Consider the following 13759-nt stretch of genomic DNA (forward strand, 5'->3'; position numbering starts at 1 on the left):
TATTTGACCGGTCCGCGATTTAGGGCATGGCAAGTATGAATTAACAATATAAAAAAGGAGGCCATAATGGCTGACAAGAAAGCGATCCTGACGGTACCGGGGCTTGAAGAACCAATCGACCTGCCGATTTATTCCGGCAGCGTTGGCCCTGACGTTATCGACGTACGCGGCTTGACCTCCAAGGGACTGTTCACTTACGACCCGGGCTTCGTATCTACCGCATCCTGCGAGTCCGCCATCACATATATTGATGGCGCAAAGGGTGTCCTGCTGCATCGCGGCTACCCGATCGACCAGCTGGCAAAGCAATCAGACTACATTGAACTTTGCTATCTGCTACTGAATGGCGAACTACCAGACGCCAATCAGAAAAAGCAATTTGAAACAACAATCACTTACCACACCATGGTACACGAGCAACTGACCCAGTTCTTTAAAGGATTCCGTCGAGATGCTCACCCAATGGCTATCCTTTGCGGTGTAGTTGGAGCATTATCAGCTTTCTATCACGACTCACTGGATATCAGCAATCCTCGTGATCGTGAAGTTTCTGCATTCCGCCTGATTGCCAAAATGCCAACCATGGCCGCAATGTGCCATAAATACTCTGTTGGCCAGCCATTCATGTATCCTCGCAACGACCTGAACTATGCAGAAAACTTCTTGCACATGATGTTCAGCACGCCATGCGAAGAGTACAAACCAAGCCCTGTTCTGGCTAAAGCTATGGATCGCATATTCATGCTGCATGCCGACCACGAACAGAACGCCTCAACATCAACAGTGCGTCTGACCGGCTCAACTGGCGCTAACCCATTCGCCTGTATCGCAGCAGGTATTGCAGCATTATGGGGACCATCTCACGGCGGAGCCAATGAAGCCGTACTGAATATGCTGGATGAAATCGGCGAAGACTCCGAAGAAAATATTCAGCACTTCATTGCAAAAGCAAAAGATAAAGACGATCCTTTCCGCCTGATGGGCTTCGGCCATCGCGTGTACCGTAACTTCGACCCTCGCGCAAAAGTAATGAAAGAAACCTGCGACGAGGTTCTGGCAGAGCTTGGACTGGAGAACGATCCTCAGCTACACATCGCCAAGAGACTGGAAGAGATCGCCCTGGAAGACGAATACTTTGTACAGCGCAAACTGTATCCGAACGTAGACTTCTACTCAGGCATCATCCTGAAAGCCATCGGCATTCCGACCAACATGTTCACCGTTATTTTTGCCCTGTCGCGTACAGTTGGCTGGATCTCTCACTGGAAAGAGATGGTCAGCGGCGACAACAAAATCGGGCGCCCTCGCCAGCTATACACCGGCTCAGACTCCCGAGACTACCCATCCAAATAATTCAAATACCAAGGGCTGCACCAGCAGCCCTTTTTTATATACCTGATCAACATCGACACCCGTCCCCCTACCTCTGATCATGTATTTTTACCCTATAACAGATACACTTAATTAATCAGAACTTGACGAACATCAAAATACATACAAAAGCTGCATTTAAACAGATAAAACTATCGACGAGACATCTGCTCAAACCTTAAAATCAGAATCTCCCTGACAGATGCACTCTCAACAGACTAAACCAGCACAAGAGCAAGCACCACAAAGCCTGATCTCTTCCGGTTTTTTCAAAACCTGATAACCAAGGGAGTGACTGAAAGCTACAGATCAGATACCCTTTTGGCTAATAGCCAGATACAATTTTAAATTTACAATTTATCTGTTTGATTTTATAAGATGTTTTCCTTCAGTATAACTGAGAGGTTCACATCGTCTTCAGGATAGAGGAACAGAAGCTTTGGCTACAGAAACACCCACAGAACAACAGGACAAGCAGCAGCAAGCCCAGGGCCAGCTGCTGACCAAACCTGAAAGCATCTTCGGGTTGCTTAGCCGATTGAGAGAGCACCACATTCCACTGAAACTTCATTTCAGCGCAGTGGAGGGCAGCTACTCAACCATCATTCTGAAAGCCGACTTGAAAGGACGCTACTTTATTATTGACCAGGTCACCCCGGAATGGGGAGACAGACTGATGGCCAAGAGCGGCACCTTTACCTTTGAAGCCTTTTACGACGGCTGTCGGATAGCATCAACAAAAATCAAAGCTGTAGGAAAAGGCCAGCAGGATGGTCAATCCATCTACAAAATACCTTTCCCTGATGAACTGGATTATTTCCAGAGACGTCAGTTTTACCGAGCCCAGATTCGCAGAGGCGTTGTTGTTGAAACCACCCTGAAATCCCCAGAACTCTCTGAACCAATCATCGGGTCTTTAAAGGATATCTCAGCACAAGGCTGCCAGATACAACTGGAAGGAGATTACCGCGAAGCACTCGCCGACCAGGTCGTTCTGGAAGACTGCGAAATTACATTCCCGAACCAGCTCTGCATTACCACCCAGATACAGATAAGACATATCGGCTATGACGAGAAGCAGGACATATCTTCTTGCGGCTGCCTGTTTATCGACATCCCGCCGATGGAGGAAAGAAAAGTATCTTATGCTGTTGCCGAGGTACAACGCGAAATAGCACGCCGCTCAAGCGACGGCAGCTCTCGTTACACCTCGCCGCTATATGAAGAGAAGCCCGCGGAAGAACTTACAGACGGAGAAACAACAGAAGAAGCAGCCGACAAGGACAAGGAAGAAAAAACAGATGAGCTGCTGGATGCTGAAATGAAATCCAGCATCAATGAAATGAAACAGCAAAAAGAAAAAGCCAGACTTCAGGAGCTGTTTAAAGAGTTTCGCATCACACACACCAATGCCATTGCCAGCGTCAAAGGCCTGATGTCTCAAATAAAGCAAAAACAGAAGCTCAGACTGGAATCTGCACAGGAAATCTCTGAAAAACTGGCAGAAGCACTGGAGCGAAACCCTCACGTACTCCTTGCATTAACCACCCTGAGAGATGCCCAGGATTTTATCCCACAGCACAGCGTCAGCTTTGGCATCCATCTGGCCCACTTTTCACGCAGCATTGGCTACCAGGGGAGCCTGGCCGATCTTATCTACGCAGGCATGCTTCACGATCTGGGTAAAGCTATGCTGCCGACAACAATCATATACAAACCTGAGAAACTGACAAACACCGAACTGAAGACCATGCAGCGCCACGTTATATACACTCACCAGGCTCTGACAGCAGCCAGCGAAGACCTTCCGAAGGAGGTTATCGCAGTGACTCTGGGCAACACAGAACGTCTGGATGGCAGTGGCTTCCCTCGTCAGCAAAAAGCAGACAAGCTATCAGGACTGGCACGCATGGCTGCTATCGTCGACGCCTATGACGCAATGACCACAGATAGAAATTACGCAAAAGGCATGCTGCCTGCGTTGGCATTCAAGACACTGATGAATAGCGACAAACAATTCGACAGAACACTGGTACAACGCTTCATCAAATGCATTGGCTTGCTACCAGTAGGCTCATTGATTCGCCTGTCCAGCAACAAACTGGCATTTGTACTGACACTATCCCCCGATACAGCAAAACCTGCATTAGTCCGTGTCATTTACGATGCAGAGAAAAAACAGCTTATCTCACCTGACGATTACGACCTGACAGATCCAGCGAGCGAGAAGAAGATTGGCACCATCATGAGACCCGAAGATCCGGGCAAATACTTTATCAACCGTCTATTAATGATGGATTAGAATTAAGCAACAGGAGGCCTGCAAACGCAGGCTTTTGTTATTGCAAAAGCAATAATAAAAAAGAAGACACAAAAAAACCGCACTTAAGCGGCTTGTTCTTTCACAACCAATGAAAGATAAATGAATGGCGTCCCATAGGGGGTTCGAACCCCTGTTACCGCCGTGAAAGGGCGGTGTCCTAGGCCACTAGACGAATGGGACGCATATATGAGATGGTGGAGCCTAGCGGGATCGAACCGCTGACCTCAACACTGCCAGTGTTGCGCTCTCCCAGCTGAGCTAAGGCCCCTCTCAAGTACGGAGCAAATTTTATGGATTTGCCCCGCAAGTGTCAATCACTTTTTCACAATTAATTTTTATACTTAATTACACAAAATCAATTGCTTAGCCATTCAACTGAGCAAACTCTTTTTCCAGCTTCTTAGTTTGTTTCTTCGATACACCACCCAACACATTGACCGCATGGCGCAGACGGGCACGAGTCAGATCAGGGCCGATAATCGCCATGGAATCCAGCACTGAAGAAGAGGTTGCAGAACCGGCAATGGCGACAAAAATTGGCTGCAGGAAGTCTTTGATCTTCAGCTCAAAATGACCGGACAGCATCTTAATATCGGCAAAGATATTATCTTTACTCCAGCTGCGTTGTGCCTCCATCTGCCACAGAGTGAACTGCAGCAGTTTAACCAACTGATCTTTCTCCAGCTTGATATGAGAGAAACTCTCTTCATTAATCGGCAGCATACCGGAGAAGAAAAAGCCCGCCAGCGGCGCAATATCACTAAAGGTTTCCACACGCCCTTTGATCTGCGGAATGATCTGGCTGACATATTCAGGGTTAAATGCCCAACTCATCACTTCCTGCATAAACTGCTGATCATCCAGATCCTCACGAATATACAGGCCGTTCAGCCAGGACAGCTTCTCAACATCAAATACCGGGCCGCCTAGAGAAACACGTTGAATATCAAAGTTCTCGATCATCTGATCCAGAGAAAACTTCTCGCTCTCATCAGGCATGGACCAACCCATACGACCCAGATAGTTAATCACCGCTTCCGGCAGGAAACCCATACGACGGTAGTAGTTGATCGACGTGGGGTTCTTACGCTTAGACAGCTTGGACTTATCCGGGTTACGCAGCAGTGGGAAGTGACACAGCACTGGCATATCCCAACCGAAATATTCGTACAACAGCTTGTGCTTAGGCGCAGAGTTGATCCACTCTTCACCACGCAGTACATGGGTGATCTGCATCAAGTGGTCATCCACCACGTTAGCCAGGTGATACGTCGGCATACCGTCTGCTTTCAGCAGAATCTGGCAGTCAATCTGCCCCCAGTCGATCTCAATCGTACCACGCAGCATGTCCTCAACCTGACAGACACCCTCTTCCGGCACACACATACGAATCACATAAGGAGCACCGGCAGCTTCACGGGCCACCACTTCTTCCGCAGGCAGTGCCAGGTCACTTTGCTTCAGCGCCGTATGCTTACCCTCAGCTTTACGGGCTTCACGCAGCTCATCAAGCTCTTCACTGGTACGGTAACAACGGAATGCCTTGCCCGTTTTTTCCAGCTGGAAAGCGTAATCCGCATACATATGTTTACGCTCACTCTGGCGATAAGGGCCAAAGTCACCGCCCACATCCGGGCCTTCATCCCAATCCAGGCCTAACCAGCGCAGAGAGTCCAGAATCATCTGTTCTGACTCGTCCGTACTACGGGTCTGGTCGGTATCTTCAATACGCAGAATAAATTTACCGCCATGTTTTCGGGCAAAAGCCAGGTTAAACAGTGCAATATAGGCGGTACCAACGTGCGGATCACCGGTTGGAGACGGTGCAATTCGAGTACGAACAGTCATGACGTTATGTTCAGTCCTGTAGCAATAAAATAATCACAGAAAATAATCAGGGCAGAATTATAATCCAGTCGCCAGGCTTTCTACAGCACAACCTGTAGCAAGTAACCAATCCGGCGCTATAAACGGCGATGTAACCAGGCAGGTAACTGCTGACGAATTTCATTAAAGCGATCACGCGACAACTCAGCACAGATCACAGCATCACCTGCCTCAGTAACTTCTGACAGCACTTCCCCCCAAGGGTCAATAATCATGCTATGCCCCCAGGTACTTCTGCCATTTTCATGCACACCACCCTGAGCAGGAGCCAGCACATAACACTGATTCTCTACCGCACGCGCTTTCAACAACAACTCCCAGTGAGCTTGCCCTGTCGGGACAGTAAATGCGGAAGGCACGATAATAATATCCGGATTATCCAGCTTACGGAAAAGCTCAGGAAACCTCAGATCATAACAAACCGCTAACCCAATCCTGCCCCAGGGCGTATCAAAACAGACAGGTTGCAGACCGGCCTCATGACTATCTGACTCTTTATAAATCTCCTCACCTCTCTGAAAATCAAACAGATGAACCTTGTCATACCGCGCAACGCAATGCCCATCCGGAGCAAAAACCAGGGAAGTGTTTGTCACTTTATCAGCCTGCCTACCTTTAACAGGTATCGAGCCAGCAACAATCCATACATTATGCTTCTGAGCAAGCTCTGCCATTTTATCCTGAATCACACCCTTACCATATTGCTCAGCAATTTTAAGCTTATAGCTACTATCACTATGCATTGAAGGAAAGTACTCAGGCAATGCAATCAGACTGGCGCCTTTTTCAACAGCTTCCACTACAGATTGCTCTGCTCTGGCCAGATTAGACTCTACATTTTTTGCAGAGACCATTTGAATCACCGCAACCATCAGATTCTGAAGCATTTATTTCCTCCACACATCCAAAACAGACTATTTGAACCAGGCACAAAAAGAGAGTATACCAGCACCTTTGAACAATCTATCGTGACGAATCGTCAAAAAAGATATTGACGATTCGTCACGATCAACTTAACCTTTTCGCATTATGTATAGCACTATGCTTCAGGTTATAGTGCTTTACCTGAACACTCAGGAGAATATATGTCGCCGAGGATTACCAGTCCTGCCACACTGGAAGAGCGTGAAAACCATATCCTGCAAGCTACGGCTGATCTGCTGGAAGAGATTGGACCAGGCTCACTAACCGTCGACAAGGTAGTCGCTCGCGTCCCTTACTCTAAAGGCACTGTGTATAACCACTTTTCCTGCAAAGAAGACTTGTTGGTGGCGCTGAGCACCCATAAACTGGCCGATTTAAAACAACTTTTTATCAGAGCATCTGCTTATAATGGTAATGCAAGGGAACGTACTCTTGCGATTCATGTCGCTTACTTTTTGTATGCACTGCAATCTCCGGCTCAGGCTATGGCTATCCTGTATACCAAGACACCAAACCTGGAGAATAAAGCCAGCCCGGAGCGATTGGAAAAACTGCTTGAGTGCGACACAGAACTTCTTGGCATAGGTATAGGCATTCTTGAAGAGGCTCGCAATAACGGTGATCTGGTTTTAGCCCCTCATATGAACATGCAGCAAATTGCATTTGGCTCATGGGCTATCGCATTTGGAACGATAGCTTTGCTCAGCAGTATGATAGAACCCTGTCCAATTGCCAGTGGCTTAATACTGGATAAAGAATATTTTAATAACGTTAATGTCATGCTCGATGGTTACGGCCTGAAACCACTGAGTAGCGAACACAACCCTCAGGCATCAATACGCAAGATTCTGGAAACAATGTTCAACCCTGAGGTAGAAGCACTACAGAAAAAAGGCAGAACTCTGTTTATCTGATAAAAAGAACATCAAAAGGCAGCGATTGCTGCCTTTTTAACACAATATTAATGACGATTCGTCACTATAAAAGATAATACCGATATAACATATATTTTGATTAATATTCAGACAAGAGAGGACTGCACCATGTCTGAGCGGCTATTTAACTTTGTGTTAAAACGCCCCCTTATTACACTGATAATCGGCCTGGCACTGATTATTACAGCTGCGATGGGGGCATCCAATCTCGTCTTCAAAAGCGATTACAGAGTATTTTTCGGCCCGGAAAATCCTCAGTTACAAGCTTTTGAAGCCATGCAAAAAGTCTATTCCAAAAGTGATAATGTTGCTTTTGTGATAGCCCCTGAAGACAAGCAGGTCTTCACACCAGAACACCTTGAAGCCATTCGAAAAATCACTGAAGAATCCTGGCAGGTTCCCTACTCTACCCGCGTTGATTCTGTAACGAATTACCAGTACAGCCATGCTGAAGAAGACGATCTGATTGTTGAAGATCTGGTTTATGAACCACTGACACTGAATCAGGAACAACTCAGTCATGCAAGAGAGATCGCAACAGGAGACCCATTACTGGAGAAACGCCTGATTTCGACTGACGCACACGTTGCCGTTGTCAATGTTACACTTCAGTTTCCCGGGCTCAACCCTGTAGAAGAAGTACCTGCCGTTGCCAGTAAGGTTCGTCAGATCCGGGAACAGGTCGCTCAGGAGCACCCTGATCTTAATATCATGCTGTCTGGCGTAGCTATGATGAACACCAGTTTTGTTGAGGCGTCACTGGAAGATAATTCAACACTGGTTCCTCTGATGTTTCTTGTCGTCATCCTGACTATTAGCCTGATGCTGAAGACCATTACCGGCACCTTTGCTACAGTTGTCATTATCATGTCCAGTATCGTGACTACCATGGGTATTGCTGGCTGGACTGGTTTTTATCTCACAGGCCCGTCAGCCTCTGCACCCACTATCATCCTCACACTGGCAGTAGCAGACTGTATCCATATTCTGACCAGCATGTTTTATGAGATGCGCCATGGAGTGAAAAAACAACAAGCTATTCTTGATAGCCTGCGTATTAATCTGAAACCTATCTTTCTGACCAGCGCGACGACAGCCATCGGCTTCTTAGCTATGAACTTCTCAGATTCCCCACCATTCCATGATCTGGGGAATATGGTCGCGATGGGCGTTATGCTGGCATTTATTTTTTCTGTAACAATCTTTCCGGCTATGCTGACATTGTTGCCAGTGCGGGTGAAGCAAAAAGCAGAGGGAGAATCCGATATGATGCTATCTCTCAGCGCTTTTGTAATTAACAACCGGCGGACTCTGCTGCCTGCAATGTCTGTAGTACTGATAGCTATCAGCATTTTTGTGCCTAAAAATGAAATGAATGACGACTTCGTTAAGTATTTTGATGAAAGCGTCGAATTTCGCCAGGCAACAGACTTTATGCAGGACAACCTGTCAGGCATGACAACAATTGAGGTCTCCATTGACAGCGGAAAAAGCAGTGGTATTAACGACCCCGCTTTTCTTCAGGTAGTTGAGGACTTCAGTAACTGGATGCGCTCTCAGCCCGAAACAGATCATGTTAATAGCATCACAGATATTATTAAGCGCCTTAACCGTAATATGCATGCCGATGATCCTGCATGGTACAAACTGCCTGATAATCAGGAACTGGCTGCTCAGTATCTTTTACTATATGAAATGTCTTTACCATACGGCCTTGATCTGAATAATCAGCTTAATGTCGACAAATCATCTACCCGCATCACAGTTACACTGAAAAATCAGACCAGCAATCAGCAACTGGAAACAGAAAAGCGCATGCAGGCCTGGTTTAATGAAAACGCACCACAATATAAAGCTGAGCTGGCCAGCCCAACACTGATGTTTGCTCATATTGGCCAGCGTAATATCATCAGCATGATCACCGGAACAGCCATTGCTCTGGTACTTATCTCTCTGGTTCTGGGCTTTGCCCTTCGCTCTGTTCGCTTTGGCTTTATCAGCTTACTGCCAAATGTACTGCCAGCAACGGTTGCTTTTGGCATATGGGGGCTCACTGTCGGCCAGATAGGCCTGGGGCTATCTATCGTTGCCAGTATGACTCTGGGCATTGTGGTTGATGATACAGTTCATTTTCTGAGTAAATACCTGCATGCCCGCCGAAGTAAGGGAGCAGATACTTACGCAGCAGTAAAATATGCTTTCAGCAGTGTAGGTCGAGCTTTATGGATCACAACGTTTGTTCTGGTTTGCGGCTTTATGGTACTGGCACAATCAACTTTTAAAATTAATGCCGAAATGGGGCTGATGACAGCGATTACAATTCTGATTGCTCTGATCGTCGACTTCCTGTTCCTGCCACCTTTACTAATGAAACTGGACAACGAAAAGTCAGACCCGGCCGGATCATCTGATATTAAAACTGAATCCCAAAAAGGAGTAGCTCATGGCTCTGAACAACCTGCCTCATAAACTGGCTATCACAGGCCTTAGTGTCAGCCTGCTGGCCAGCCCTTTCGCTCTGGCAGAAACAGCCGAAGAGAAAGGACGTAGCATCATGGAAGAATTTGAACGCCGTGATACCGGCTGGCGTGATATGCAGGCAGGGATGCAGATGATCCTGCGTAACGCTCAGAGCCAGGAAAGTATCCGCGAAATAAGAATGAAATCCCTCGAACAGGAGAATGACGGCGATAAAAGCCTGACCATTTTTGATCAGCCAAGAGATGTAAAAGGTACTGCCTTTCTGAGCTTTTCTCATATTGATCGAGCTGATGACCAATGGCTTTATCTTCCTGCCCTCGGCAGGGTGAAGCGCATCTCATCCAGGAATAAATCAGGTCCATTTATGGGATCAGAATTCTCCTATGAGGATATGGGCTCTTTTGAAATCGATAAATACACCTATAAGTTTATCGGAGAAGAGCCCTGTGGTGATCTGACCTGCTATGTAGTGGAAAATTATCCGGTAGAAAAAACCTCAGGCTACAAGCGCCGTATCAGCTGGGTTGATACGAATGAGTACCGTATGCAGAAACTGGACTTTTACGATCGTAAAAACAGCCTGTTAAAAACACTTAATTTTGTTAACTACCAGCAATATATCGGCCAGTACTGGCGTGCCGACCGGATGGAAATGACAAACCATCAGAATGGCAAAAGCACAACGCTGGCCTGGAAAGGCTATCGTTTTCAGGAAGGCCTGAATGAACGCGACTTCAATAAAAATGCACTGAAGCGGGCTCGTTAATCAGGGAGAGCAGGAATGGCAACACAACGATCTGAACGTAATATACGAAAGATCAGTCCTGCTCAGTGGCTTGCCAGTGTGCTATTCAGCACACTGGCAGTACCTGTTCAGGCTGAAGTTGAGTTCAGCGGAAAGGTTGACCTGGAAGCACGCATATTCACAGAGGACGCATTACGCTCAAATCAGAAAGATAGTAATTTATCTATTCTGTTTGAACCTCAATGGGTATGGACGAGTGATAATCAGCAGCATCTGGTTCAATTCAAACCTATGCTGAGACTGGACCAGCATGATGATGAACGGACTCACGGAGATATCCGGGAAGCTTACTGGATTTATGTCAAAGACAATTGGGAAGTTCGGACAGGGTTAAAGAAAGAATTCTGGGGAGTTACGGAATTCCAGCATCTTGTTGATGTCATCAACCAGACCGATCTGGTTGAAAATATCAGCGGCGAAGAAAAGCTTGGCCAACCCATGATCAACCTTTCAGTTGCAGCTGATTCAGGCATCTGGGATTTTTATATTCTGCCAGGCTTTCGTGAACGGACTTTCTCCGACCCTGAAGGCCGTCTGTCCCTTCCCATTGAAGTCAGCAACTCAGCCCGCTTTGAAAGTTCAGCGAAAGAAAGACATACAGATCTCGCTATCCGATGGAGTCAGAATTATGACTGGCTGGACCTGACCGCATCTGTCTTTCATGGCACAAACAGGGAACCAGAATTACAGATGGTGCAGAGGAACAATGGAGATCTGCAGCTGGTCCCTTACTATGAACAAATGACCCAGTGGGGCACTACAGCACAAGCGATCTGGCTTGACTGGCTATTCAAACTGGAAGCAATACACCGAAAAACCGACAGAAATAAGTTTTCTGCTCTTCATACAGGCTTTGAATACACCATGTATGGTATTGCAGACAGTGATATCGACCTGGGTCTGATTATGGAATACGGCTGGGATGAACGTGGGGAAAAAGCCTCTTCCGTAATGCAGAATGACCTATTCGGGGGGTTGCGGTTTGCATTCAATGATGAGGAGGGCACAGAGATCCTTGCCGGACTCGGACACGATATGGACTTCAGCAGCCAGAGTTTCAGTATTGAAGCCAGTCGGAGACTGAATAACTACTGGAAAATCAGCGGAGAAGTGCGTTTCTTTGAAAGCGATAACCCGAAGGATTCACTTTATACCATGAGAAAGGATGATTACTTACAGCTGACATTGAGTCGCTATTTCTGAGTCTGAGCCAGACTATGTCTGGCTCTGGAAACTGGCACAGACTAAGAAAATAAACTATGTTTTAAAGTAAGTGTAACGGGCTGTTTCTGATTACTGATTCCTGCGTTTAAACGGAGGTCTCTATGACTGATGTAACATCTTCCCCGGGAATATCTTCATCTGCTGCAGTGACTTTTGCGAAAAGTACTGTAACCGGTAACAGTGCTGCTCAACCCTCATCATTTGAAAAAACGGATCAGGGCAGCCTGACACAGAATCAGACCTCAAAGACAGAATCCGAAAATACTACATCCTTTCAGAGCGCATCAGCCTCACCTTTCAGCACAAATCAAACATTCAGAGTTGTAGGCAGTGCACCAGAGTTCCAGGTTATTTCTGCAGGCGGCAATGTTTATCTGAGCCACAGTAGTGGCTATCTTCTCAGCCTTGCTCCTGGACTGGATAAATCATTTATTCGTTTTAACGATCAGGAATCGCCCCTCACAGAAATTGTTGGGGCCGAACCGGACACTCTGCAAAAAAGTCCTGCTATCGCCTACTCTCGATCTGGTACTCCAGAAAGAGAGCTGCTTCCATCTGGAATTTTTCAGAATTTAACGGCTTGAATACAGCATTGTTTCTATACATACCTGTACAAATCAAAGTATTTTGTTACTCTGCCGATATAACATACTGAGCAGTATCATCTTTTGATAACTATCGCCATGTCGTGATGGATAAAAAGTCAGAGCATAGATGTTGTCAGCGGAGCATCCTGTGATTGTAAATAACATAATATCAGATCTTAACACTCAGCTATCAGGCAGCACACTTTCCCGGCCTGAGCATACAGACGTCAGCACACAAGAAGCTGAGAAAACGGCACAAGTTATGACCACAGAAACTGAAGCTAGTACTAGTGACAATGATCAGCACCGGAGCCGGGATAACAAAGAACAACAGGAAAACTATCAGCAAAGCGAAGAGAAAGAGCAAAATATTCAGCTTTATAAACCTGGAGATACCTTTCGGGTATTAGGTAATGCAGAAGATTTCGAGGTTGTCACTACAGGTAATAATGCATACCTGAAGCATGTTAATGGCGGCGTCATTGCTTTAAGTGCAAACCTGGAACGCACCTATATTCAGTTCAACAATCAATCAGCCCAGGTAAGTGCCGTACTAAAAGCTAAAATTACTCGTGCAGTGGAACAACAAGTGAAGAACAGAGAAAAGGAAAACAATACGGCACAAGACTCATCATCAGATAAAATTCAGGTGAATAATCAGAAGAACACTGCAGAAAACGACCAAAGAGCTTCGTCTCACGATCATACAGATGAAAAACAACAAACACCTATTGCAATCAGTATTTATTCTGCAAACAGCCCCGGCAAAGACATAGATGAGGATTTGGTTGATGCTATTAGCTCATCAGTCAGAAGGGATACTCTTGATGATGAACAGACAGAGAACATAACAGAATCAGTGTTAGAAGCAAGCTATGACCGAAGTGGCAGTTTACAGAAACACTCAAAAATCGTAACTGAACAGACAAAGATCGAAGCCTGATAAGAGATTCTCCCTACCCTCACCTGAGTATGTTCACCTCCTGAAATTAGCCGTGTCATCCCCCTTGCTCCACTATTGTCTAGCTGTAATATTTTATTAGCTCGAATTTATGTAGTCGGAGTGATATTGCCAGGATAAATACCCTTTTCTTTTTCCAATCTGTCGATTGACTGGTCTCACTACTGATAGCCTGCACTGTATCAGTCACGGCAGGGGTCAGCCATGTTCTCCATTTCCCGGCCGGACTTTTCTTCATACAACGAAAAAACCCCGGTCATA

10 protein-coding genes and 2 tRNA genes are annotated in these 13759 nt (G+C 46.3%); 8 read left to right on the forward strand and 4 right to left on the reverse strand.

The genetic code is table 11. The features are described from left to right. The first annotated feature begins 66 nt into the window (after positions 1-66). Both gltA and H4O21_RS22005 read left to right on the forward strand, forming a co-directional pair. A complete protein-coding gene (gene gltA, locus H4O21_RS22000) occupies positions 67-1353 on the forward strand; it encodes a citrate synthase (protein ID WP_182811250.1) in 1287 nt (428 codons plus the stop codon). A 457-nt stretch (positions 1354-1810) separates the two neighbouring features. Further along, on the forward strand, positions 1811-3673 hold the full coding sequence (locus H4O21_RS22005; RefSeq protein WP_182811253.1) for an HD domain-containing phosphohydrolase: 1863 nt from the start codon (positions 1811-1813) through the stop codon (positions 3671-3673). A 125-nt stretch (positions 3674-3798) separates the two neighbouring features. On the opposite strand, the gene H4O21_RS22010 is transcribed toward H4O21_RS22005, so the two are convergent. The 4 genes from H4O21_RS22010 to H4O21_RS22025 all read right to left on the reverse strand — a co-directional run bounded on the left by H4O21_RS22010 (position 3799) and on the right by H4O21_RS22025 (position 6468). After that, a tRNA-Glu gene (locus H4O21_RS22010) sits at positions 3799-3874 on the reverse strand. A gap of 12 nt (positions 3875-3886) precedes the next feature. Further along, positions 3887-3962 (reverse strand) — tRNA-Ala (locus tag H4O21_RS22015). Between the two features lie 95 nt (positions 3963-4057). Beyond that, positions 4058-5542: a glutamate--tRNA ligase gene (gene gltX, locus H4O21_RS22020; RefSeq protein WP_182811256.1), complete on the reverse strand. Its 1485-nt coding sequence runs from the start codon at positions 5540-5542 to the stop codon at positions 4058-4060. A 116-nt stretch (positions 5543-5658) separates the two neighbouring features. Then, the gene (locus H4O21_RS22025) at positions 5659-6468 is read right to left on the reverse strand and encodes a carbon-nitrogen hydrolase family protein (protein ID WP_182811258.1); all 810 of its coding nucleotides are present in this window, start codon (positions 6466-6468) and stop codon (positions 5659-5661) included. A 198-nt stretch (positions 6469-6666) separates the two neighbouring features. Here H4O21_RS22025 and H4O21_RS22030 point away from each other — a divergent pair, with 198 nt between their 5' ends. From H4O21_RS22030 to H4O21_RS22055, 6 genes are all read left to right on the forward strand, one after another. After that, positions 6667-7419 (forward strand): TetR/AcrR family transcriptional regulator, encoded by a 753-nt coding sequence (locus H4O21_RS22030; RefSeq protein ID WP_182811261.1) that lies wholly within the window; start codon positions 6667-6669, stop codon positions 7417-7419. Between the two features lie 129 nt (positions 7420-7548). Next, on the forward strand, positions 7549-9909 hold the full coding sequence (locus H4O21_RS22035; RefSeq protein WP_182811264.1) for an efflux RND transporter permease subunit: 2361 nt from the start codon (positions 7549-7551) through the stop codon (positions 9907-9909). Further along, entirely contained in the window at positions 9884-10687 is an 804-nt protein-coding gene (locus H4O21_RS22040) for an outer membrane lipoprotein-sorting protein (RefSeq protein ID WP_182811267.1), read from the forward strand. The genes H4O21_RS22035 and H4O21_RS22040 overlap by 26 nt, the downstream gene beginning before the upstream one ends. A gap of 15 nt (positions 10688-10702) precedes the next feature. Beyond that, entirely contained in the window at positions 10703-11929 is a 1227-nt protein-coding gene (locus tag H4O21_RS22045; protein WP_182811270.1) for a hypothetical protein, read from the forward strand. Between the two features lie 122 nt (positions 11930-12051). Continuing rightward, positions 12052-12534, forward strand: a complete 483-nt coding sequence (locus tag H4O21_RS22050; RefSeq protein WP_182811273.1) for a hypothetical protein — start codon at positions 12052-12054, stop codon at positions 12532-12534. 151 nt (positions 12535-12685) lie between these two features. Further along, the gene (locus tag H4O21_RS22055) at positions 12686-13480 is read left to right on the forward strand and encodes a hypothetical protein (RefSeq protein ID WP_182811276.1); all 795 of its coding nucleotides are present in this window, start codon (positions 12686-12688) and stop codon (positions 13478-13480) included. Positions 13481-13759: the final 279 nt, after the last annotated feature.

The sequence above is a fragment of the Oceanospirillum sediminis genome, assembly GCF_014164585.1.
Taxonomy (GTDB): domain Bacteria; phylum Pseudomonadota; class Gammaproteobacteria; order Pseudomonadales; family Halomonadaceae; genus Oceanospirillum; species Oceanospirillum sediminis.